Here is a 22,962-nt window from a genome sequence, read left to right on the forward strand (position 1 = left end):
CCCTGTTCACGTCCGTAGTCGTCCGGAGACCGAGTGTGGCATATCGGTGTGCGGCTCAGTGCAGGCTCGCGCCCAACGAGGCCACCTTTTCGCTCAGCCGAGTCCGATCTCCCGGCAGTACGACGATGTGCTCGTTGCCGCGCGGTCCGCTGCTGCTCAGGCCGACGCGTCCCGCGTCGATGTCCAGATAGCTGAGGCCGACGGGCGCCTGCTGTCGATTGCCGCGGTGATCCCGTTTCGCGGCGTGCAGCAATCCGGCGCCGTAATGGGGCACGGAAAAGATTTCGTCGAGTTCTTTGGCTTCCGCGCTTCTTGCCGGCTTTTCGTCGTAGATTCCCGCGGCGCCGGAATCCTCCGCCATTTCGTGCCGGGGCACGGTGAACGGGGTGAAGTTGGCCGCCGGGAAGCTCGGCAGGTGGTCCACCAGCAAGGTCGCCGCGCTTTGGCCGCGGTACGGCTTGAGCCACACCTGCTCGCCCTGGTGCACGACCACGACCGCGGTCCGGTCGTGTCCCGCCACGAGGATCTCGTAGCTCTCGTCCTGGGTGCGGACGTGCGCGAAATACTCGATCGGCGGGCGGTTGAGCAGGTGCAGAGTGTCCTCGAAATCGCTGGTGAGCCGTTTGCCTTGGATGAGGCCGAGTTCGCTCAGTTCCGTCCTCGCGGCATTGTCCAATCCGGGTGCTGCGGAGGGCGGGATGTAGCGTTCACCACCCGCGAAAATCAGGTGCGGCTGGTCGTATCCCGTCCATCGCATGGCCGTGAGCAAGGTGTTCAGCGATAGTTCGATGCGGTGCCCGATGACCACGATCAGGTGGGCTTCCTGGTTTCACCGATGACCGGTGGCGTCGGTTTTTCCGTGTCCCCGCCGAAAAGCTTGTCCGGGTCGGGGCCGAGCAGGTAGTCGGGGCGGCGGTGTTCCTTGTCCTCCTCGCCGCGCTGGGCGCCGCCCGCACCGGCCGGGCCGAACGGTGCGCCACCGACACCGCCCGGTTTGCCCGCCATGCCTGCGGGACCGGTACCGCCGCGGACCGGTGCTCCGCCGGTCGGCGCGCCGCCGGTGGGTACTCCGCTGACCGAACGGCCGGGTGGATTACCCGGGGTACCGGGTGTGCCGCCTGGTCCGCCGGGGGAGCCGGGACGGCCGCCGTTGTACAGACCACCGCTGTTCGGAGCACCGGTGCCGGGACGGCCACCCGGGTTCGCGGGGAATCCGGGCGGCGACGACCACGGGTTGCTGCCGGGTGGTGGCGAGTAGGGATTCGGTGTGCCGCCGTTGGGCACGAAAGGCGGTGCCTTCGGTGCGACAGGCGGGTTGTGGGCGGCGGCTTTGGTGCCGTCCGTTGAGGACTGTCCGACCGGCGTCTGACCGGGGGGCGTTTGTGGCGAAGCCTGCTGTTGCTGCGGGATCGGCGATACGTTGCCGGGGTGGCTTCCGCCGGGCACGTTGCCCGCGGTGGTGTTCGGCTGGCTGCCGCCGGGAACGCCACCCGTCGGGGTTGTCGTGTGCTCGGCCAATCCGATCGGCGCGCCCGGGTCGACCAGCGGGGTGAAGGAACTCGGCATGGTGTCGCCGTTGCCCATGCTCGTCGCGTGGTACCCAGCGAAGGCGTCGATGTTCTGCTGGCTCTTCGCCTGCCACTCACCGACCTTGGTGTTGTAGCCGTCCCAGTTGCCGGTGGTCACCGCGTCGAAGACGTCCGCCGAGGTCAGCTCGGGCTTGGTGGGCGGCACCGGGACCACGCTGTGCTGCACGGTGCCGAAGGCGGAGGTCTGGCTCTCCAGCGCGGTGCCCGCCTCGGACAGCAACTCGGCGTCCGCGATCGAGGCCTTCGCCAGCGGCAGGGCGGCGTTGGCCGCGTTCGCGCCGGCTTCGCCGGTCCAGCCGGCCTGGATCTTCTGGGCCAGATTGGCGATCTGCTGGGCGCGCTCGGACAGGTTCGAGGTCAGGTTGGAGGCGCTCTCCTGCGCCGCCACCAGCCACGTCGTGCCGGGGCCACCGTTGATCTGCTCGTAGATCTGCGCCGCATTGAGGGGGCTGTTCATCACCTGCCCCCTTGGATGTTGCCGATGACCAGGTCCAGCACCCCACGCGCGGCCTCGCACGGATCCTTCGTACCGACGTTCTTGTCGGACAGCCTCACCGAAGCTTCCACCGTCGTCCGATCGGACGTGCCGACGGCGACATTGCACTTGCCCATGGTCATGGTCTCGTCGGTACCGCTCCACGCGACCGCCGGGAATCCACGAACGGCCGGCATCTCCTGGAAGAACTTGTACTGACCGCCCTTCGCCTGGTAGATGGCGGTGAGCCCGAGATCGGTGACCTTCGGGAAGTGGACCGCGACGAACGCGTTCTGCTCGCCGCGGTTGTTCCACCTGCAGGCCGGGCCGGTGACGTTCTCTTCGGTTTCGCTGGTATCCGTGCCGAGCAGGTCGGTGATCTGGGCGTCCGTGAGGGACTCGCAGGGCGTCGCTTCGACCTTGCTGGTGTCGAGTGCGCTGTCGACCTTCGGCGCACCGAACCCCGGGACGTCCGAGGCTGGGGGAGCGGGCTCGATCGCACCCGCGGTGGGCACGGTCGGAGAACCGTGCACGTTGTCGCCTTCGCAGCCGCTCAGCAGCAGGACCAGGCCGACTGCGCAGAGGATGCCTCGAGTTGGTCGGCGCATTTAGAGCGAGCCTCCTTGGTTGCTGACCTCCGTGCCGGCATCGGCTTCGGCTTCGGCGTAGCGCCCGGCGGCGCTGCGGAACTTATCGGCTTGGGAGCGGCAGTAGTCGATCCGGTCCTGCAGCGTCTGCAGCAGGGTGGTCCCCGATTGCCGAACCAGCTGGGCGTTGTCGCCCGACGCGTATTCGGACCCGGGACCCTCGGTCCGCGCGAGCACATCGGCCGACGCCCGGTCGAATTCGTAGGACGCGGCCAGGTCGTCCCATTCTCGGGCGATGTTGTTCAGTTCCGCTGGTTCGAAGGAATAACCGCCCGCGGGGGCGCCGGCGGCGGCTCCGGCGGCGTTCGCCCAGTCGGTGATGTGGGAAAGCCAGCTGTCCCCGCTGCCAACGGGGGTGGGCGGGGTGTACTGCGGCGGGTTGTCAGGCGTGGTCAAGCTGGTCTCCTCCCCGAGGCCAATCGGTGACCACGGGGTCACCATCCGAGCGCCTTGCGTAACTCGCCCCCGAAATTAACACCCTGCGTCCGCGCTTGTTCACCGTTCAGTCAGATCGTGGGTTTGTCGCGTTCGTCACCTGTGGCGAGGAGCAGCAGGCCACCTGCGTCCCGACCCCAGCCATTAGGCTTGGGTGAACCCGTGACCCAGTGCTGAGAGGGCGGAGCCGAAGTGGCAGTGCGTGATGGCGCTATGGAGGACTTGCGCGCGGCCGTCGGCCTGCAGATCGCCGACGAGGGGCTGCTGCGCGACCTGGCCGGTGGCCTGTCCGACGTGGAAGCGCTCCTGCGGGAAACCGTGCGCAGCGAGGTCAAGGCGGTCAACGACGCGGCGACCCACCTGGTCGAGGCCGGGGGCAAACGCTTCCGCCCGCTGTTCACCCTGCTCGCTTCGCAGTTCGGCGTGGGGGGCCGCGAGGCGGTGGTGATCGCGGCCGCCGCGGTCGAGCTGGTGCACCTGGCGACGCTCTACCACGACGACGTGATGGACGAGGCGACCATGCGCCGCGGCGCGCAGAGCGTGAACGCCCGCTGGGACAACACCATCGCCATCCTCACCGGCGACTTCCTCTTCGCGCACGCTTCCCGCCTCGTCGCCGACCTCGGCACCGACGCCGCCCGGATCATCGCCGAGACCTTCGGCGAGCTGGTCACCGGTCAGATGCGCGAGACCGTCGGCCCGCTCGATGGGGAGGACCCGGTCGAGCACTACCTCTCCGTGATCGCGCAGAAGACCGGCTCGCTGATCGCCACCGCCGGGCGCTTCGGCGGCATGCTGTCGAACGCGCCCGCCGAGCACGTGGAAACGCTCCGTCGCGTCGGCGACATCATCGGCACCTCCTTCCAGATCTCCGACGACGTCATCGACATCGCTTCGGCCTCCGAGCAGTCGGGCAAGTCGCCGGGCACCGACCTGCGCGAGGGTGTGCGCACGCTGCCGATGCTCTACGCCCTCGCCGACCCGGCCACCGACCCCCGATTGGTGGAACTGCTTTCCGGTCCCATCACCGAAGACCACCTGGTCGAGGAGGCGCTGACCCTGTTGCGGGCCTCTTCCGGACTCGATCGGGCGAAGGACACCCTCGCCGACTACGCTCAGCGCGCGCGGGTCGAACTGGCTTCGCTGCCCGCGTCACCGGCGCGGGACGCCTGTGAGTCGGTCGCCGACTACCTGGTGGCGCGCACCGGCTGAGTGACCCCCGACAGGGGGCGTAAGGACGGCTGCCCGGTCCCGTCAAGTAGCCGAGGGGGCCGGAAGGAGGGACGCGGCAGAGATGTCGATTTTCACGCAGGTCTGGTTGTGGAGCGTGGCGGCGTTCGCGCTGGGGGCGCTGCTGACCGTTCTGCTGGTGGTCCTGCCGGCGCGCAAACAGGTGAAGGAACTGCAGCGGCAGCTCACGGCCGCGGAGGCGGCGCCCCGGGAGCGGACCCGCCAGTTCACGCCGGAAGTACCCGCCGCGGAGCCGACGCGCACGTTCGAATCGGAAGCGCCGACCGGCTATCAGGCCCCGGTGAAGCACGACTCCCCGAACGGGTACCAGCCCGCTTCGGAGCGTGACGTCCCGACTGGCTATCCGGCAGGGTCGGAGCGCGAGGCCGCGACCAGTTACCAGCCCGCCTACGAACCTGAGGCGGAGTCCCGGACTGAGTACCAGCCCGGGTTGGAACGGGAAACCGCGACTGGCTACCAGGCCCCCTACGAGCCTGAAGCGGAGTCTCGGACTGGCTACCAGCCTGCTTTTGAGCCGGAGGCGGAGTCTCGGACTGGCTACCAGGCCGCGTACGAGCCCGAGGCGCCGACCGGGTACCAGCCTCCGTTGGAGCACGAGGCCGCGAACGGCTATCAGCCGGAGTCGGCGACCAGCTACCAGGCCGCGTACGAGCCGGAGTCCATGCGCGACCCGTACGACCCGGAGCCCGCTCGCGAGACGTACGAGCCGGAGCACCAGGAGTACGAGACCGGAACCGAGCCCGAGCCCATCCAGGCCGGCATCGAAATCGGGCAGCACTACGACGAGCGTCCCCGCGAGGAGGACGACGAGACCCACGAGTCCGTGGAGCAGAGCTGGTTCGCCCGTCAGCAGAACAACGCCGAGGAGACCGTCTACTACAACGGTGCCGGCGTGCTGGACGACGAGCGGCCCGCCAGCCTCTTCACTCCGGCGCCGGTCGACGAGGAAACGCCCGCCTACGCCTTCACCGAGGAACAGTCCTACGAAGAGGAACTGGCCGCCGAGCGCACCCAGGTGCTGCCCAAGCGCCAGCCCCGGCAGGCACCCTTGGGCGGTTTCGACCCGCCGCAGCCGATCGAGCCGTCGGTTCGCCAGGTCGAGCGCCGCGAACCCGTGCTCGAGCAGGGCCAGAACAGCGGTTCGCTGTTCGAGCCCGCCGTTCCGGCCGGGCCCAACGGCATCGTGCCGGAGCCGCCGCCCGCCCGTGAGTTCGAGCCCGAGCCCGCTGTCCCGATCGGCCCGTTCGGGCCTGGGTCGGCCATGCCGAAGCCGGGTGGTGGCCGTCCCGCCGAGGAGTTCACCGTCAAGGCCAGCGTGACGGCCCTGCGTTACTGCACCGAGGAGTCACCGCAGTTCCCGCGCATGGTGGCCGAGGTGTGGTTCCGCACCGCGACCGACGCCGAGCGGGTCGGTTTCCGCCCGCTCGGCTAGTCAGTCACACAAAGACCAGACCCTCAGGCGACGGTCCAGGTGTCCTTGCCGTGCAGCAGGGAACGCAGGTCCGGCTTCTTCGCGGCCACTGCCTGCTCCACCTGGGCCCTCGCCTGGTCGTCGTAGGTCGGCCGGGCCACCTGGCGCAGGATGCCGATCGGCGTGTGGTTCAGGTTCTGGTCGCCGATCCGCGACAGCGCGAACGCGTAGCTGGTGTCCTCGATGGTCGGGTCGTGCTCGACCAGGTTCGCCTCGCCGATCTCGCTGACCTTGGCGACCTCCAGGCCGCCCCAGGCGCTGCGCGTCACGCCGAACTCGTTCTCCGGCCCGAACCGGATCGGCTCACCGGCCTTGAGCGGGATCAGCCTGCGCTGCGCCTCGTCCTTGTCCTTGAGCACCTCGAACGCGCCGTCGTTGAAGATCGGGCAGTTCTGGTAGATCTCCACCAGCGCCGACCCGCGGTGCTCGGCCGCGGCCTGCAGCACCTCGGTCAGCCCCTTGCGGTCGGAGTCCAGCGCGCGGCCGACGAACGAGGCCTCCGCGCCGATCGCCAGCGACAGCGGGTTGAACGGGGTGTCCACGCTGCCCATCGGGGTGGACTTGGTGACCATGCCCGGCCCGGAGGTCGGCGAGTACTGGCCCTTGGTCAGCCCGTAGATCCGGTTGTTGAACAGCAGGATCTTCAGGTTCACGTTGCGGCGCAGGGCGTGGATCAGGTGGTTGCCGCCGATGGACAGCGCGTCGCCGTCCCCGGTGACCACCCACACGCTCAGGTCCGGGCGGGTGGTGGCCAGCCCGGTCGCGATCGCCGGCGCGCGCCCGTGGATCGAGTGCATGCCGTAGGTGTTCAGGTAGTACGGGAAGCGCGAGGAGCAGCCGATGCCCGAGATGAACACGATGTTCTCGCGCTTGAGGCCCAGCGTCGGCAGGAACGACTGCACCGCGTTGAGCACCACGTAGTCACCGCAGCCGGGGCACCAGCGGACTTCCTGGTCGCTCTTGTAGTCCTTGGCCTTCTGGGGCGCGTCGGTGGTCGGCACGCCCTCGAGGCCGCCGAGCGTGGGCAAGCCCAGATCGATCGCGGTCATTTCCCCTCGACTCCCTTGATGATGTCGGTGAAGACGCCCTGCAGCTCTTCGGCCTTGAACGGCAGTCCGGCGACCTTGGTGTAGGAGTGCACGTCCACGAGGTACTTGGCGCGGAGCACCATGGCCAATTGGCCCAGGTTCATCTCCGGCAGCACCACCGTGTCGTAGGAGTTCAGGATGGCGCCCAGGTTGGCGGGCAACGGGTTGAGGTGACGCAGGTGCGCCTGCGCGATGGCCATGCCCTGCTTGCGCACCCGGCGGCAGGCCGCGCCGATCGGGCCGTAGGTCGACCCCCAGCCGAGCGCGAGCACCCTGGCCTTGCCGCCGCTGGGGTCGTCGACCACCAGGTCGGGCACGTCGATGCCGTCGATCTTGGCCTGGCGCAGCCGGACCATCTTGTCGTGGTTGTCCGGGTCGTAGGAGATGTGCCCGGTGCCGTCGGCCTTCTCCAGCCCGCCGATGCGGTGCTGCAGCCCGGCCGTGCCGGGGACCGCCCACGCGCGGGCGAGCGTCTCGGGATCGCGGACGTAGGGCCAGAACTCGCCGGAACCGTCGGTGGCGTTGGGCTCCTTGGCGAATTCGACCCTGAGGTCGGGCAGGCTGTCCACGTCCGGGATGAGCCACGGCTCGCTGCCGTTGGCGATCGCGCCGTCGGAAAGCAGGAGCACCGGCGTGCGGTACTTCAGCGCGATCCGGGTGGCCTCGATCGCCGCGTCGAAGCAGTCCGCCGGGGTCTGCGGCGCGATCACCGGGACCGGGCTCTCGCCGTTGCGGCCGTGCAGCGCCTGCAGCAGGTCGGCCTGCTCGGTCTTGGTCGGCAGCCCGGTGGACGGGCCACCGCGCTGCACGTCGATGACCACCAGCGGCAGCTCGGTCATCACGCCGAGGCCGATGGTCTCCGACTTCAGCGCCACACCCGGCCCGGACGTCGAGGTGACGCCCAGCGCGCCGCCGTAGGAGGCGCCGAGCGCGGCGCCGATGCCGGCGATCTCGTCCTCGGCCTGGAAGGTCAGGATGCCGAAGTGCTTGTGCTTGGACAGCTCGTGCAGCACGTCCGAGGCCGGGGTGATCGGGTAGGTGCCGAGCAGGATCGGCAGCCCGGACCGCTGCCCGGCGGCCACCAGCCCGTAGGCCAGCGCGGTGTTGCCGGTGATCTGGCGGTAGGTGCCGCGAGCCAGCTTGGCCGGGGCGACCTGGAAGGTGGTCGCGAAGGATTCGGTGGTTTCGCCGTAGTTCCAGCCGGCGCGGAAGGCGAGGATGTTCGCCTCGGCGATGTCGGGCTTCTTGGCGAACTTCTCGCGCAGGAAGGCCTCGGTGCCCTCGGTGGGCCGGTGGTACATCCAGGACAGCAGCCCGAGCGCGAACATGTTCTTCGCGCGCTCGGCGTCCTTCTTCGACAGCCCGGTCGCCTCCAGCGCGCCGCGGGTCAGCGTGGACATGGCCACCTTGTGCACCTGGAAGGGCGCCAGGGTGTCGTCCTCGAGCGGGTTGCCGTCGTAGCCGACCTTGGTCATGTTGCGGCCGGAGAACTCGTCGGTGTTGACGATCACCGTCCCGCCATGTGGGACGTCGCTCAGGTTCGCCTTGAGCGCGGCGGGGTTCATCGCGACCAGCACGTCCGGCCGGTCGCCGGGGGTGAGGATGTCGTAGTCGGCGAAGTGCACCTGGAAGCTGGAAACGCCGGGGATGGTGCCCTGTGGTGCGCGGATCTCGGCCGGGAAGTTCGGCATGGTCGACAGGTCGTTGCCGAAGGCGGCGGCCTCCGAGGTGAACCTGTCCCCGGTCAGCTGCATGCCGTCACCGGAATCGCCGGCGAAGCGGATGACCACCCGGTCGAGCTTGCTGATCTCGGTCTGCCTGGCCGGCGACAGCGCGGTCAGTGCGTCTGCGCCGTTGCCGTTCGCACTCGTGCTCATGGGTCAGGGATTCCCTCTCTCCCGACTGGCCTTGCCTCGCACCGGGATTCTGACAATGCCGCCTCTACCTCAAGGCTACTTGGAGAGCTTCTGGTGTATCTCGTGGTGTGAGCCGACTTACCTGTGACTTATGGTAACAGTTACTTGCGGTACCCCCGGGTGTGGCCCGTCACGCCCTACTTGATAGCCCTACCCGCTGAATCCCCGCTAATGCGCGACCGGAGCCGGTTGAGCCGCTCGGCGAACTCCGGTGAATCCAAAGACGCCAGTTGGGGCGCTATTTCGATGTTGACCGCGGCTTCGTGGTCCGGCTCGGCGGCGGTGGCGCGCATGGACGCCTTGGTCGCGATGACGAGTTCGCGCGGCGCTTCGGTCGCGGGGGCGGCGAGCGCCAAAGCGGCTTCGAGAAGTTGTTCGTGATCGCCGTCGACTGTCCGCATGGTGAGACGCGCAGCTTCGGCGGCGGGGGCGTCGAGCACCTCGCCGAACAGCGTCATGGCGATCGCCCGCTGGCGGCCGACGGCCCGCTGGAGCATCCACGTCATGCCGCCGCCCGGGTGCAGCCCGAGTTCCAGGAAGCGGGCGATGAACTTCGCGCGCGGACCGGCCAGCCGGACGTCGGCGGCCAGCGCGAGGTTGAGCCCGGCGCCGACAGCGGCCCCGCCGACCGCGGCGATGGTCGGCAGCTTGCACCGCGCCACCGAGAGGAAGCCCTCGTAGATCGCCCGCAGGCCCTCCTCCTTGGCCTCGCCCAGCGCCGACAGGTCGGCACCGGCGCAGAAGCTCGGCGGGGCACCGGTGACCACCAGCGCGTGAGTGCCTTGGTCCGCTTCGGCACGCGCGACTTCGGCGGCCAGCTGGGCGGACAGGTCGAGGGTGAGGGCGTTGCGGCTGTCCGGCGCGTCGATGGTGAGAACGGCGACCTTGCCGGCCTGTTCGCTGCGGATCATCGGTCCATCATGCGCCCGGGTTCGGCGGGCGCTCCAGCAGCCTCGACAACACCACGGTGGACACGGTCCGGTCGATGATCTCCAGGCCGCGCAGGCGTTCCAGCGCGGTTTCCAGCTGGTGGATGTCCGCCGCCCGCAGGTGCACGATGGCGTCGGCGGCGCCGGTCACGGTGTAGGCGGCCACCACCTCCGGCAGCGGTTCGAGCCGGGCGCGGATGCGCGCGGGCGCGACGTTGCCCTGGCAGTGCACCTCGACGAAGGCCTCGGTGCCCCAGCCCAGCGCTTCCGGGTTCACAACGGCGGTGAACCCTTTGAGCACCCCGGTCTCCAGCAGCCGGTCGACCCGGCGCTTGACCGCGGGCGCGGACAGGCCGACCACCTTGCCGATCTCGGCGAAGCTCGATCGCGCGTTGGTCACCAGACACGAAACGATCCGCTGGTCGATGGTGTTCATTTGCAATGTTTAGCACGAAAATGCGCAAGGAACGGCGATTGCTTGCACAGTCAGGTCGCCCTTACCTTGGGCCCATGACGGTTGTGGATCAGGTTCCGGTGCGCGTGCCGACCACGCGCCGCTACCTCATGTGCGAGCCGCGCTTCTTCGCGGTCGAGTACTCGATCAACCCCTGGATGGACCCGAGCAAACCGGCGAGCGCGGCCCGCGCCGTCGAGCAGTGGCGCGAGCTGCGGGACACCTACCGCCGCCTGGGCCACACCGTCGAGGAGATCACCCCGCAGCCGGGCCTGCCGGACATGGTGTTCTCGGCCAACTCCGGCACCGTGATCGACGGCCGCGTGCTGGGTTCGCGCTTCCGCGCGCCGCAGCGGGCCGCCGAGGCCGAGCACTTCCGCCGCTGGTTCGTCGAACACGGCTACCGCGACATCTCCATGCCGTCCAAGATCAACGAGGCCGAAGGCGACTTCGCCTGGACCGGGCGCCTGCTGCTCGCGGGCACCGGTTTCCGCACCGACCCCGAGGCCCACGGCGAGGCGCAGGAGGCACTGGGCGTCCCGGTGGTCTCGCTGCGGCTGATCGACCCGAAGTTCTACCACCTGGACACCGCGTTGTTCGTGCTCGCGGAAGCCACCGACAGCACGCCCGCGCAGATCGCCTACTACCCGGCCGCCTTCTCGGCCGGCTCGCTGCGGGTCCTGCGCCGCCTCTTCCCGGACGCCGTCGAAGCCACCGCCGCCGATGCCGAGTGCTTCGGCCTCAACGGCGTCTCGGACGGCCGGAACGTGGTGCTGCCGATCGAGGCCACCGCGCTGGGCGAACGCCTCACCGCGCGCGGCTACGACCCCGTCTACGTCGACATCAGCGAACTACGCAAAGCAGGCGGCGGCCCCAAGTGCTGCACCCTGGAGATCCGCAAGTAGGCGGCCGCGCTAACCGATCACGAGCAGTGCCACGGCCAGGGTGGCGGCCACCAGACCGAGCAGCAGCCACCCTTCGCGCGTCAGGTACGGGCCGGTGCGCCCTCGGCGATCGCGGTCAGCGCCGCCGCACGGGATCGCCACGAGTAGTCGGCGACCGAGGCCCGCAGCAGTTCCGGAGTGCACGAGGCGCCCCGGTTCAGGCTCTCCCGCACCGCCTCGACGAACCCGGCGTACCCCGCCGCCACGCGCACGCGGCCGGCGTACTTCGCCAGTTCGGCGAACTCCGTGCTGACCACGGGCAGCCCGAGCGCAAGATACTCCTTGAGCTTGACGGGGTTCGAGTGGTGAATCCATGGATTGTCCTGCCAGGGCATGAGCGCGACGTCGAAACCGGAGCCGTACGCGGGAATCGTTTCGTACGCGCGGAAGCCCAGCCAGTACACGTTCGGGTACTTGTCGAACCGGTCCATCGGGTGGCTCGAGTCGCCGATCAACACCAAGGAGGCTTCCGGCAGTTCGGCGGCCACGCGCTCGAGCAGTTCGAAGTCGACCACGAAATCGTCCAGCGCGCCGAAGAACCCGATGCGGGGACCGGGGATCCGGCGCAGATCGGCGGGCTGCTCGGAAACCGGTCGCGCCCGGAAGTGCTCCAGGTCCACGCCGTGGTCGAGGAAGTACGCGCGATCGCCGGTCAGCGGCCGCTCCTCGTCGAGCAGCGCCTGGCTGACGTAGAGCACGGTGTCGGCGTCACGCAGCAGCCCGCGTTCGAGCGCCTGGATGGTGGCCTTGTCCGACTCGGGGAAGTCGGAGTGCCGGTCCGACCGGTTGAACACCAGCGACCGCTTGGCCATCGGGCGCACCACGTCCCACGCGGTCGGGATGGTCACCATGATCACCGGCTCGCGCAGCCCGAGCGCCAGGCACACCGCCCGCACCTGCGCCCGCACCACGAACGCGTTGATCCGGCGCAGCAACGGTGAACCGTAGAACGGCAGTGGCAGCGGGGACATCACGCGGAAGTTCGGCAGGTCGGGCAGCGGCCGCCGGACGAGCATCGCCACGCTGCGCAGCTTCCGCAGGATCTTCCTGGTCACCTGGGTGCTGCGGCCGGGCGCGGGCATGCGCATGCCGATGCTGTTGACCACCAGCACCTTCCGCCGTTCGGCGACCGCGCGCATCAGCTGGAAGTCGGAATGCGCTTTGTTGTGGTACCACCAATCCTGCGCCGAGAAGCAGACGTAACCCACGTCCTCGCCCGGCAGCGACGGCCAGCGCCGCCACCGGAGGAGCTGACGCAGGGCGAGCCGGTGCTTCGGCCCGCGGCGGACGCGCAGGAGTTCGTTGAGCACCACCGCGAACCACATCACGAGCGCGGCGGGCCGTCCGGCGCGCTGGCGGCGCAGGCGCACCCGGTTCGTGGTGGCCAGCGACCACAGTTCCGGGGACGTCGACTGCTCGCCGCCGAGGTGGGTCGCCGCGGCTCGCGGGGCGAAGCGGACCGCGTAACCGGCGTCGCCCGCCCGCAGCATGTACTCGGTTTCTTCGGAGTAGAGGAAGTAGCGCTCGTCGAGCTTGCCGGTCGCGGCGAGGCACTCCCGCGAAACCAGCCACGCGGCGCCGGTCGCCCAGTCGGCGGTGCCCGGCTCGCGGTAGCGGCTGTGCCGGACGACCAGTTCGCCGAACGCCGGGATCAACCCGGCCCGCGTGCCACCGAGCAGGGCTTCGCCGAGGGCACGCAGGGCGGTCGGTTTGCGGCGCAGTGAGAACGCCGGGCGGCCGATCTTGTCGAGCAGCAGCGGGACCGCGATGCCGGTCCCGGGCACGGTCAGCGCCTCCCGCATACCTCGGACCGCGCCGGGTTCGAGGCGGATGTCCGGGTTGAGCACGAGCACGTCGGCCCCACCGGCCAGCTCGACACCGGCGTTGACCGCGGCCGCGAAGCCGAGGTTGCCGGGAAGTCGCAGGATTTCGGCCTCGGGACACACAGCGGCTGCCACTTCGAGCGTGTCGTCGCCGGAGTTGTTGTCCACCACGATGATCCGCGTGCCGTCGATGCCGTCGATCGCGACACGCACCGAGCGCAGGCACTCTTCGAGCACGCCGGCGCTGTTGTAGGCGACGATCACCACGGCGAGCGGCTCGGTCATCGGGTCACCCGCCGGGCCGCGGCGCCGGCCAGCAGGCGCAGGGCGAACGGCGCGTCGTCGACGAAGTACCGCCGGGCCAGCCGCTTCGGTTCCAGCGCCAGCCGGTGCAGCCATTCGCCGCCGAGCCGCTGCAACTGCTCGGGGGCGCGGCTGAACTCCCCGGCGGCCATCGGGATGCCCGCGCCGCAGCCGACGTACCAGGCGTCCGGGTGGACCTCGCGCAACTCGCGGATCAGCCGCTCCTGCTTGGGAAAGCCGAGGCCGACCAGCACCAGGTCCGGGTTCGCCGAGCGCACCCGGTCGACCACGTCGGCCAGTTGCGCCGGGTCCCGCTCGAAGCCGAAGGCCGGCGAGTGCGTGCCCGCCACCTTCAGCGCCGGGTATCGCGTGCTCAGCGCGTCGGCGGCGGCCTCGGGGACCCCGGGTTCACCGCCGAGCAGGTAGAGGGAGCGACCGGCGGCGGCCGCGGCGGCGGAGAGCGAGAACACCAGCGAGGATCCGGTGACCCGCTCGGGGAGGTGGTCACCCGCCAGCCGCGCGGCCCACACCAGCGGCATGCCGTCGGCGACCACCAGATCGGCCTCGCCGATCAGCTCGGCCAGCTCCGGGTGGCGGGCGGCCGCGCGGGAGATGTCGACGTTCGCGGTGACGATCCAGCCGCCGGCGCCGCGGGTCCACGCGGTGCCGACGAGGTCGACGAGGTCGATCTCGGTCAGTGGTGCGATGTGCAGGACGCCGACCTTTACTCTTTTCGGCCCAATCTGGACACCGACCAGCTCAGCAGTCATGCACGCCGCCTCGAATTCCGGGAAGAGTGAATTGGTGGTGCGACCGGGACCCAGCCGGGAGGAAATGAAGGCCGCGTGGAATTTAGTCGAGCGGGCCGGAGAAACGTTACAACCGTCCGGTCAGCGCATTGGCACCGGCGAGGAAGCGTCGGCCACCAGCAGTTCCGGCGGGGCGGAACCGTCGGCACGCACGGCGAAGACGGAAGATTTCCGACCGTCGCCCGGCACCTGTGCGTAGGCCAACCGGGTGTCGTCCAACCAGGCTGCCTGGTCGTCGATCCCGACGGTTCCGGGCAGTACCTGCTCGTGCCGGGTGGTCAGGTCCAATACCGCGAGTTCCCACTGGCCGAAACGGCCGAGCCGCTTTTTGTAGGCCACCTTGGTGCCATCGGGTGAAAGGGACGGGCATTCGGGTCCCGGTCGCACTTCCCGCATGGTCCGGTCGAGCAGATCGCCTTTCACCAACCACGTCCGATTCTGGGAAGAAACCGTCGCGTAGAAGGTGTGATCGTCCGCCGCGACGGTCACGCCCCAGTAATTCCGGTCGGCGGCGAGCAATGGTTCTCCGGCGACCGTGGTGGAGAAATCCTCCAGCGATTCGATGAGGGTGCCCGTGCGCAGATCGAGCACTCCGGTGCGAGTGGAAAAACCGCCGGGAACGGCGTAGGAGTCGCCGGTGACGAACGAGGTCCACGAAACGACCTGGCCGGACGCCGACACCCGCGCCCGGTTCGGGATGCCCGCCAGGCCCAGTGTCCGAAGGACCCGGCCGTCGGCGCCGAGCACGGCCACCTCGTAGCTGGGTCCCGGCCCGGCCAGGCGCAGGCACACCGTGGTCCCGCCCGCGGAGTAGACCCGCTGGCAGCGTTCGGCGGTGTCCTGCCGCGGCCCGCCGGGATCGGCCAGCGGCACCCGCTGCACCACGTCCCGGCCGTCGGACTGGTCGATGAACAGCAGGTCACCGGGCATCGCGGAGGCCGCCTCGCCCGCGCGCCCGGTGGCGGAGGTCCAGAAGACGTACCCGCCGCCAGCCAGCACGACCAGGACCATCGCCACGATCCCGGCCGCGACGCGGTGTTCACGCAGCCAGCGCATCCGGCCTCCGTCGCAGCAGGAGCGCCGAGCCGACCAGGACCAGCACGAACGCGCCCAGCACCAGCAGCACCGCGGACCGCATGGTCATCGCGGCGAGCAGGAAGCCGAAGGCCACCGAGGACAGCAGGCGCGCCACCGCCTGCCCGGTCTGCACCACGGCCAGCCCGCTGGCCCGCAGCGCCTCCGGCACCAGCGGCCCGGCGTAGGCCATCAGCACGCCGTCGGTGGCCGCGTAGAAGAGGCCGTGCCCGACCAGCGCGGCGACCGCGACCGGGAAGCCCCCGTTCGGCACCAGCAGCGCCGCGTACACCCCGAGCAGCAGCACGTGCCCGGCGAAGAAGACGGGCCAGCGGCCGAACCGGTCGGCCGCCAGTCCCATCGGGACCGCCGCGGCGAGGAACACCAGCGCGGTGCCCAGCGGCAGCAGCGGCAGCAGTTCCAGCGGCACGCCGGAGGTCTTCTGCAGCACCACGAAGACGAAGGCGTCGCTGATGGTGACCAGGCCGAGCAGCCCGGCGGCGAGGGTGATCCGGCGGATGCGGCGGTCACGCAGGAGTCCGGCGCAGGCCCGCCAGGAGACCGGGGAACGGGCGGGTTTCGGCGTCGGTGGCACGTGCTCGCGGACGAAGGTCGCCAGCACGATGCAGCCGAGCACGGCGAAGCAGAAGCTCACCACGAAGACCGGGGAGGCGCCGGTGCCGAGTTCGGCCAGGATCCAGAAGGTGACCAGCGGGCCGAGCAACGCGCCGAAGGTGTCCATCGCGCGGTGCACGCCGAACGCGCGGCCGAGCCGCCCCGGCGGGGTGGACAGGCTGATCAGCGCGTCGCGCGGGGCCGTGCGCAGGCCCTTGCCCGCGCGGTCGAAGGCGAGCACGCCGCCGATGCCCGCGCCGGACGCACCGGCGAGCGGGAAGGCCAGTTTCGCCAGCGCCGAAGCGCCGTACCCGGCCATGGCGACCATTTTCGGTCTGCGCAGGCGATCGGAGACAAAACCCCCGAGCAGCCGCAGCATCGCGGTGGCGCCGTTGTAGAGCCCGTCGAGCAGTCCGAATTGGACGTATCCCAGCTGGAGGGTGTACAGGAGGTAGACCGGCAGGAACGCGGTGATCATCTCGGCGGAGACGTCGGTGAGCAGGCTGACTGCGCCCAGCGCGAACACCGTCGACGGCAGTTTTCCCCCGGCGGCCGGTTGCCCGGTCCGCGGTGGGCTGTTTCGCGTAGTGAGATACACCAGTCGGCGCCTTTCGTCCCGCTGGGACATCGATCACCGGGGCCGCGCCGTTATCGGTCTCCAGGTCTCGGATCGGCATCCGTCGGTAACGAGCCGTGGAACCGTCCCGATTAGCCGGTCATGCCGGTTGCGGTGATCGTGACCCACAACAGCGCCCGTGACCTCCCCGCGTTGCTCGCGGGGCTCGCCGGAGCCGGACTGCCCGCCGTGGTGGTCGACAACGATTCCGGCGACGACACCGTCGCCCTGGCCAGGGAAGCGGGTGCGCGCGTGCTGGAAACCGGGGCCAACCTCGGCTACGCGGGGGCGCTCAACGTGGCCTGGCGGCACGTCGGCGCCGGGGAGGCCGTGTTGGTGCTGAACCCGGATTCCACTGTGGACCATGAATCGGTGACGGCGTTGCTGGCTGCGGTGGACGACGGTGTGGGGGTGGCGGTACCGCTGATCAGGGAAACCTCCGGTGCGGTGGCCCACTCGCGGCGCTACGAGCCGTCACGACGGCGGGCGCTGGTCGACGCCCTGCTCGGCAGGCGTGCGGCGTGGCTGCCGTCCGGGTGGAGCGAGACCGAATGGGCCGAAAGTGCGTACCGGAGCGGGGCCCGCGCTCCCGAATGGACCTGCGGTGCGGCACTGCTGATCACCGCCCGTTGCCGGAAACTGGTGGGGGACTGGGATGAAAGATTCTTCCTGTACTCCGAAGAGGTCGACTTCTTCCGGCGCGTCCGGGAAACCGGCCTCCGCACGGTTTTCGTGCCGGAGGCCACGGTGACCCACCACGGTGGCGGCTCGGGTTCCGGCCCGGCGCTCACCGCCCTGCTCGCGGTCAACCGCGTGCGGTACTTCGCCAAATACCACGGCCGGGCCGCCTCGGCGGTGTTCCGCGCCCTGGTGGTCCTCCACGAACTGCTGCGGGCCCGTGACGCGGGCCACCGGTTCGCGCTGAAAGCCGTGCTGACCGAACGGATTCGTACCCGATGACCGATTTCGCCGTGCTGACCCCGAGTTATGCCCCGGACGCCGGGCTCTTCGAGGCGCTGCACCGGTCCGTGCTCGACCACACCGACGCCGTGCACCACGTGGTGGTGCCGCCCGTCGACCGCGGCCTCTTCGCGCGGTACGAGGGCGGTCGCTGTCGCATTTGGACCTATCCGGAGCTGCTCCCCAAGCGCTACCTGGCGACCCCGAAAGCGGGTGTCTGGCTCAACGCCAGGCGCCCGTGGCCGCCGGTGCGCGGCTGGGTGCTGCAGCAGGCGGTCAAGCTGGCCGCGGCCTCGCGGTTCGACGCTCGTGCCGTGCTGATGATGGACTCCGACGTGGTGCTCATCCGGCACACCACCGCCGAAAGCTTCGCGGTGAACGGCCGGATCGGCCTGTTCCGCGCGGAGAACGCCGTGCACGCGGGCATGCCGCGCCACGTGCGCTGGCACGCCGTCGCGCGCGAACTGCTCGGCCTGCCCCCGGCCCCGGACCTGCCGCTTCCCGACTACGTCAGCCCGTTCAACGTCTGGGAACCCGCCGTGGTCCGGCTGCTCCAGGACCGCGTCCAGGAGGTCACCGGCAAGAGCTGGCTCGACCTGTTCACCGGGCGGCTGCACATCTCCGAGTTCATCCTCTACGGCGTCTTCGCCGACGAGGTGCTCGGCGGCACCATCCCGCGCGTGCCGTCGGATTCGCTGTACTGCCACACCTACTGGGACAACACCCCGCTCGACGAAGCCGGCGCGCGCGAGTTCGCCGGTCGCCTCGCCCCGGACGCGCTGGCCGTGATGATCTCCGCGAAGTCCGGCACCTCCCCCGAAAACCGGCACGTGGCACTGGCTGCCTGCGAAGCCGCGGTGTCCCCCGAGAGACAGGACTGAACTTCATGCGCGCCTTCGGTTCCCACGACTTCGCCCGCGTTTTCGACCAGGTGGTGCTCGCCGGCGACTGGCAGGAGGAACCGCAGTACTACCCGCGGTACCAGTCCCGCTACGAGGCCGTGCTGCACCGGTTCGCGGCGCTGGCGCCGGACGAGCCGGTGGACGTGCTGGAGGTCGGCGGCGGGCAGCTCGCCGCGATGGCCAGGGAGCTGTGGGCCGACCGCGCGACCGTCGCCGACATCACCGACGCGTGCTTCCCGACGCTCTCCGGCCTGGGCATCGACACCTTCCGTTTCAACCTCGCGCTGGACGAAAGCGGCGGCGATCGCCAGTTCGACGTGATCCTGCTCTCCGAGGTGATCGAGCACCTGCCGGTCCCCGGCCACGTCGCGCTGCGGCGGCTGCGGTCGATGCTGCGCCCCGGCGGGTACCTGATCTGCACCACGCCGAACCTGTACCGCCTGCGCAACATCGTCTACCTGGCGCTCGGGCGGCCGATCTTCGACCACTTCGACACCCCCGGTGACCAGGGCTGCGGGCACGTGCTGGAGTACTCCGCCGAGCACCTGCGCTGGCAGATCGAGCGCGCCGGGTTCGCCGACATCGAGCTGGAGCTGCGGGAGTTCGCGCACGTGCCGAACCGCCGGGCCGACCGCCTGCTGATGCGCGTGGGCAAGCCGCTGCTGCGGGTGCCGCGCTTCCGCGACAACCTGCTCGCCACGGCCGTGGCGCCCTGACCAGGGGTAACGAAATCCGGGTCGCACCGACTAAAGGAATAGCGCCTGGACGCCCCAGGACCGGCTCGTGGAGGGGTAGATGGATTTCTGGGGATTCGTTCAGCTCGCCCGAAGGCGCTGGTACGTGGTGGTTCCCGCGCTCGGGGTGGCGCTGGCGCTCACCGCGTTCACCTACCTCTCCATCCCGACCCGCTACAGCTCGTCGGGCACGCTGGTGCTCACCGCGCCGTCCACCGGCGCCAAGGTCACCGCGGATCCCACCGAGGGCTCGCTGACCAACCCGCTGCTCTCCTTCGACGGCAGCCTGGTCATCTCCGCGCAGATCGTGTCGCAGATCCTGAACGACCCGCTGACCAAGGAACAGGTCGGCGCCGGACCGGACTCGGGCAGCACCTACCTGGCCAACAACGGCCAGACCAACGGGCCGTTCGTCTTCGTCACCACCGAGGCCACCTCCGAGCAGGAGAGCCGCGGCCTGGTGGCGCGGGTGCTGGAACGCGCGCGGACCGAGCTGGACAACCGGCAGCGCGCGGTGCAGGCCCCGGAGTCGACCTTCATCAAGGCGCAGGAACTGGTGCAGCCGACGCAGCCGGAACCGCTGACCGGCGGCAAGATCCGGTTCGCCGGTGCCGCGCTGGTGTTGTCGCTGCTGCTCACCCTGGCCGGCACGTTCGCCTTCGACAGCGTGGCACGGGCGCGGCAGCGGCGTCGGGACGAAACCGCAGAGGACGCTGCGGGGGCCAAGGACAAGCCGAAGCCGCCGCCGGCGCCGCGTGCCCGGCCGCGGCTGGAAAACGGGCAGCCGGACGATGACGCGACCGTGTTCATCGCCAGCGTCGGCCCGCTGCCGTCCGCGCCCGACCCCAGACGCTGAGGGACACCGGCGTGCAGACCGCGCCCTTCGTCGGCAAGGCCGAGCCGATCTGGAAACGGCTCGACGGGGCCGGGCTGGTGTGCATCTACCTGGTGATGCTGCTGATCATCCCGGCCCGCCTGGTGTTCTCGCGCATTCCGATGACACTGGCGCCGACCATCGCCTTCGCCGCGCTGCTCGGCGTGTTGTGGCTGTGCAGCCAGCTGGTCGACACGCTCGGCGTGGCCAAGGGGCACAACGCGCCCCGGGTCGCGCTCGCCTGTTTCCTGGCGGCGAACCTGATCACCTATGGCGTCGCCACGCGAAGGCACCTGCCCGACGACGAGCTGAACCTGGCCGACAGCGGCCTGATCCGGATCACCGCGATGACCGCGCTCGGTGTGTTCGTCTGCGACACGGTGACCGTGCGGGAGCGGCTGAACCGGCTGCTGCGGGTGCTGGTCGGCGTGATCGCCGTGTGCGCGGGCATCGGGCTGGTCCAGTTCGCGCTGGACCTCGATCTGACGCAGTACCTGCAGTTCCCGGGGTTGAAGGCGACTTCGGAGTACAGCAACCCGGAGCGAGCGAGCTTCCGGCGTCCTTCGGGCACGACGAACCACCCGATCGAATTCGGGGTGGTGTGCGCGATGGCGATCCCGTTCGCCGCGCACTACCTGTTCCGCGCGATGGACCGCGGCGAACCACGCTGGAAGTGGGCGCTGTCGTTGTCGATGGTCGGCGGCGGCGCACTGGTTTCCCTGTCCCGCACGGCGATCCTCAGCCTGGCGGTGGTGATCCTGGTGGTGATCGCCAGCGTGCGCGGGCGCCGGAGGCTGATCGTGGCCGGGATGTCGCTCGGCTTCGCCGCGGCGGCGGTGCTGGCGATCCCGGGACTGTTCGGCACGTTGTACGGGTTGTTCGCGAACATCGACTCCGACCCGAGCGTCACCTCGCGCACCGACGACTACGACGAGGCGTGGCGGCACATCGGGCTCCACCCGATCGCCGGTCGCGGGTTCGGCACCTTCCTGCCGGACAAGTACCTGATCCTGGACAACCAGTACCTGATGACGCTGATCGAGAACGGCTGGATCGGGCTGGTCACCTTCGTCGGCATGTTCGTGGTCGGCGTCTACGCGGCGGTGCGGGTGATCGTGGTCAGCCGCAACCGCGAGATGCGCGGGCTGGCCGGGGCGATGATCTCGGCGATGCTGATCGCGTTGATCTCGGCGGCCACCTTCGACCTGCTGAGCTTCAGCGTGATCGCCGGGCTCAGCTTCTTCTCCGTCGGGTTGTGCGGCTCGCTGCTGCGCATCGCCCGAGCCGAAAACCCGCCCCGCGCCAGGGTCGGCCGCGTGACCTGGACCGAGAAGCTCAAGGCGAGCCTGAAAGCGGGAGCCCGATGACCACCCAGGAAGAGGCCCCGCCGAAGGTCCGGCGGGCGCTGGTGCTGAGCCTGCTGAACACGGTGATCGGCAAGTTCGGCGGCTTCTTCGTCTCGCTGCTGCTCGCCCGGTTGCTGGCGCCGGAGGACTTCGGTGTGTTCGCGGTGGCGCTGGTCGCCCTGCACGCGGTGCTGTCGCTGAACGAGCTGGGCGTGAGCCTGGCGATCGTGCGGTGGCAAGGTGATCCGCGGACGATCGCGCCGACGGTCACCACGATCTCGACGGCGTCCAGCGCGTTGCTCTACGTGGGTTGCTGGTTCGGGGCGCCCGCTTTCGCGGAGGCGATGGGTTCACCGGACGCGGTCGGCGTGCTGCGGTTGTTGTGCGTGTCGGTGTTGATCGACGGTGCCACGGCGACCGCGGTGCAGCTGGTGAACCGGGCGTTCCGGCAGGGCGCGCAACTGGCGGCTGACCTGCTGAACCTGGTGGTCACCTGCGGGTTGACGGTGACGCTGGCGCTGAACGGCGCGGGGGCGTGGAGCCTGGCGTGGGGGCAGCTGGCGGGCAACGCGCTGTCGGCGCTGATGTTGCTGAAGCTGGTCGACTACTGGCCGCGGCCGGGGTTCGACCGGCGGCAGGCGCGGGAACTGCTGGCGTTCGGCCTGCCGCTGGCGGCGGCGAGCTTCGTGGTGTTCGCCATGCTGAACGTGGACTATGTGGTGATCGGCCGACTGCTCGACGTGACGGCGCTGGGGTTCTACGTGGTCGCGTTCAACCTGGCGAGCTGGCCGGTGAACACGTTTTCGGTAGTGATGCGGCGGGTCTCGCTGGCGGCTTTCGCGCGGGTGCAGGACTCGGCGTCTTCCCGCGGCGAGGCTCTTACGCGGCTGGCGGTGATCCTGGCGGTGCCGACCCTGCCGGTGTGCGCGGCTTTGGGCGTACTGGCTTTGCCGGCGGTGACCACTTTGTACGGCGGCAAGTGGGCGGCTGCGGCGGTTGTGGTGCAGTTCCTGGCGATCTTGGGTGTGGTACGGGTTTTCGCGGAGTTGTGTTACGACTTCTTGGTGGCTTTGGGGCGGTCGCGGGTTTGCTTGTGGTTGCAGGTGGGGTGGTTCTTGTCGTTGCTCGTCGCTTTGCCGTTGGGGGCGCTTTGGAACGGGATCGCGGGGGTGGCTGCGTTGCATGCTCTGGTGGCGTCGGTGGTGGTGCTGCCTGCTTTCGCCTGGATGGTGCGGCGGACGGGGGTTTCGTTGCGGGGGCTGGGGATGGCGCTGGTGCGGCCGGTGGTGGGGGTTGTGGTGATGGTGGGGGTCATGTTCGGGGTACGGGCTTTGACCGAGCCTTCGGCGGTGCAGTTGTTCTTGGGGGTGGGGGTGGGGGTGCTGGTTTATGTTCCGTTCGTTTGGTCTTTGCGGGGGCGGTTGCGGGAGTTGCGGTGAGGGTTTCCGCCCCGGTTTTTTAGTGTGACTACGGCGAGGAGGGCCTTGTCAAGGCGGGAATGATGCCTTGACAAGGCCCTCCTCGCCGTGTTTTTGGCTGTGGACCGGGGCGGAGTGGGGTTTGGGCGGATGCTCGAGTTTGGGCGCCCGGGCTCGCTTTGCTGGGGTGCGGATGAATATTTGTTGCCCGGGCTCGTTTTTGAAGTTTCTGGGCGGGAGCTTGGGCAGTTGCTGGCGTTGGGGGTCTGGGCCGCCCTTGCGGTCTGGG

Annotated in this window: 21 protein-coding genes; 9 read left to right on the top strand and 12 right to left on the bottom strand. The window is 69.7% G+C overall.

The window, feature by feature from the left end; translation table 11 throughout:
• Positions 1–55: 55 nt before the first annotated feature.
• The 4 genes from JOM49_RS09130 to JOM49_RS09145 are packed head-to-tail and all read right to left on the bottom strand — an operon-like array spanning position 56 to position 3,107.
• Positions 56–808, bottom strand: a complete 753-nt coding sequence (locus JOM49_RS09130) for an ESX secretion-associated protein EspG (protein ID WP_209663893.1) — start codon at positions 806–808, stop codon at positions 56–58.
• Between the two features lie 2 nt (positions 809–810).
• Positions 811–2,046: a PPE domain-containing protein gene (locus JOM49_RS09135; RefSeq protein ID WP_209663894.1), complete on the bottom strand. Its 1,236-nt coding sequence runs from the start codon at positions 2,044–2,046 to the stop codon at positions 811–813.
• Complete coding sequence (locus JOM49_RS09140) at positions 2,046–2,672, bottom strand: DUF3558 domain-containing protein (protein ID WP_209663895.1); 627 nt, start codon at positions 2,670–2,672, stop codon at positions 2,046–2,048. Before JOM49_RS09140 ends, JOM49_RS09135 begins: the two co-directional genes overlap by 1 nt.
• Complete coding sequence (locus JOM49_RS09145; RefSeq protein ID WP_209663896.1) at positions 2,673–3,107, bottom strand: hypothetical protein; 435 nt, start codon at positions 3,105–3,107, stop codon at positions 2,673–2,675.
• 252 nt (positions 3,108–3,359) lie between these two features.
• Between JOM49_RS09145 and JOM49_RS09150 the strand changes: the two genes are divergently transcribed.
• Both JOM49_RS09150 and JOM49_RS09155 read left to right on the top strand, forming a co-directional pair.
• On the top strand, positions 3,360–4,358 hold the full coding sequence (locus JOM49_RS09150; protein WP_209663897.1) for a polyprenyl synthetase family protein: 999 nt from the start codon (positions 3,360–3,362) through the stop codon (positions 4,356–4,358).
• Positions 4,359–4,440: 82 nt separating this feature from the next.
• On the top strand, positions 4,441–5,829 hold the full coding sequence (locus JOM49_RS09155) for a sunset domain-containing protein (RefSeq protein ID WP_209663898.1): 1,389 nt from the start codon (positions 4,441–4,443) through the stop codon (positions 5,827–5,829).
• A 23-nt stretch (positions 5,830–5,852) separates the two neighbouring features.
• Here JOM49_RS09155 and JOM49_RS09160 read toward each other — a convergent pair whose 3' ends face one another.
• The 4 genes from JOM49_RS09160 to JOM49_RS09175 all read right to left on the bottom strand — a co-directional run bounded on the left by JOM49_RS09160 (position 5,853) and on the right by JOM49_RS09175 (position 10,237).
• Entirely contained in the window at positions 5,853–6,917 is a 1,065-nt protein-coding gene (locus JOM49_RS09160) for a 2-oxoacid:ferredoxin oxidoreductase subunit beta (protein ID WP_209663899.1), read from the bottom strand.
• Positions 6,914–8,833, bottom strand: coding sequence for a 2-oxoacid:acceptor oxidoreductase subunit alpha (locus tag JOM49_RS09165; RefSeq protein WP_209663900.1), 1,920 nt, complete (start codon positions 8,831–8,833; stop codon positions 6,914–6,916). The genes JOM49_RS09160 and JOM49_RS09165 overlap by 4 nt, the downstream gene beginning before the upstream one ends.
• Before the next feature lie 176 nt (positions 8,834–9,009).
• On the bottom strand, positions 9,010–9,783 hold the full coding sequence (locus tag JOM49_RS09170; protein ID WP_209663901.1) for an enoyl-CoA hydratase: 774 nt from the start codon (positions 9,781–9,783) through the stop codon (positions 9,010–9,012).
• Between the two features lie 7 nt (positions 9,784–9,790).
• Entirely contained in the window at positions 9,791–10,237 is a 447-nt protein-coding gene (locus JOM49_RS09175; protein ID WP_209663902.1) for an Lrp/AsnC family transcriptional regulator, read from the bottom strand.
• 74 nt (positions 10,238–10,311) lie between these two features.
• Here JOM49_RS09175 and ddaH point away from each other — a divergent pair, with 74 nt between their 5' ends.
• Positions 10,312–11,160 carry a dimethylargininase gene (gene ddaH, locus JOM49_RS09180; protein WP_209663903.1) on the top strand — a complete coding sequence of 283 codons (849 nt, stop codon included), beginning with the start codon at positions 10,312–10,314 and terminating at the stop codon, positions 11,158–11,160.
• 80 nt (positions 11,161–11,240) lie between these two features.
• Here the strand turns inward: ddaH and JOM49_RS09185 are convergent, their stop codons facing one another.
• From JOM49_RS09185 to JOM49_RS09200, 4 genes are all read right to left on the bottom strand, one after another.
• On the bottom strand, positions 11,241–13,307 hold the full coding sequence (locus JOM49_RS09185) for a glycosyltransferase (protein ID WP_209663904.1): 2,067 nt from the start codon (positions 13,305–13,307) through the stop codon (positions 11,241–11,243).
• Complete coding sequence (locus JOM49_RS09190) at positions 13,304–14,095, bottom strand: WecB/TagA/CpsF family glycosyltransferase (protein ID WP_209663905.1); 792 nt, start codon at positions 14,093–14,095, stop codon at positions 13,304–13,306. The genes JOM49_RS09185 and JOM49_RS09190 overlap by 4 nt, the downstream gene beginning before the upstream one ends.
• 120 nt (positions 14,096–14,215) lie before the next feature.
• A complete protein-coding gene (locus JOM49_RS09195) occupies positions 14,216–15,190 on the bottom strand; it encodes a TolB-like translocation protein (RefSeq protein ID WP_209663906.1) in 975 nt (324 codons plus the stop codon).
• Entirely contained in the window at positions 15,174–16,421 is a 1,248-nt protein-coding gene (locus tag JOM49_RS09200) for an MFS transporter (protein WP_308158695.1), read from the bottom strand. The genes JOM49_RS09195 and JOM49_RS09200 overlap by 17 nt, the downstream gene beginning before the upstream one ends.
• A gap of 138 nt (positions 16,422–16,559) precedes the next feature.
• Between JOM49_RS09200 and JOM49_RS09205 the strand changes: the two genes are divergently transcribed.
• The 6 genes from JOM49_RS09205 to JOM49_RS09230 all read left to right on the top strand — a co-directional run bounded on the left by JOM49_RS09205 (position 16,560) and on the right by JOM49_RS09230 (position 22,694).
• The gene (locus JOM49_RS09205; RefSeq protein ID WP_209663908.1) at positions 16,560–17,399 is read left to right on the top strand and encodes a glycosyltransferase; all 840 of its coding nucleotides are present in this window, start codon (positions 16,560–16,562) and stop codon (positions 17,397–17,399) included.
• Complete coding sequence (locus JOM49_RS09210) at positions 17,396–18,280, top strand: DUF6492 family protein (RefSeq protein WP_209663909.1); 885 nt, start codon at positions 17,396–17,398, stop codon at positions 18,278–18,280. The genes JOM49_RS09205 and JOM49_RS09210 overlap by 4 nt, the downstream gene beginning before the upstream one ends.
• Positions 18,281–18,285: 5 nt before the next feature.
• Complete coding sequence (locus JOM49_RS09215; protein WP_209663910.1) at positions 18,286–19,017, top strand: class I SAM-dependent methyltransferase; 732 nt, start codon at positions 18,286–18,288, stop codon at positions 19,015–19,017.
• Between the two features lie 79 nt (positions 19,018–19,096).
• Positions 19,097–19,891, top strand: a complete 795-nt coding sequence (locus JOM49_RS09220; RefSeq protein ID WP_209663911.1) for a hypothetical protein — start codon at positions 19,097–19,099, stop codon at positions 19,889–19,891.
• Between the two features lie 11 nt (positions 19,892–19,902).
• Entirely contained in the window at positions 19,903–21,276 is a 1,374-nt protein-coding gene (locus JOM49_RS44030) for an O-antigen ligase family protein (protein WP_209663912.1), read from the top strand.
• The gene (locus JOM49_RS09230) at positions 21,273–22,694 is read left to right on the top strand and encodes a lipopolysaccharide biosynthesis protein (RefSeq protein ID WP_209663913.1); all 1,422 of its coding nucleotides are present in this window, start codon (positions 21,273–21,275) and stop codon (positions 22,692–22,694) included. The genes JOM49_RS44030 and JOM49_RS09230 overlap by 4 nt, the downstream gene beginning before the upstream one ends.
• The last annotated feature ends 268 nt before the right edge of the window (positions 22,695–22,962 follow it).

Source organism: Amycolatopsis magusensis, from assembly GCF_017875555.1.
Classification (GTDB): Bacteria; Actinomycetota; Actinomycetes; order Mycobacteriales; family Pseudonocardiaceae; genus Amycolatopsis; species Amycolatopsis magusensis.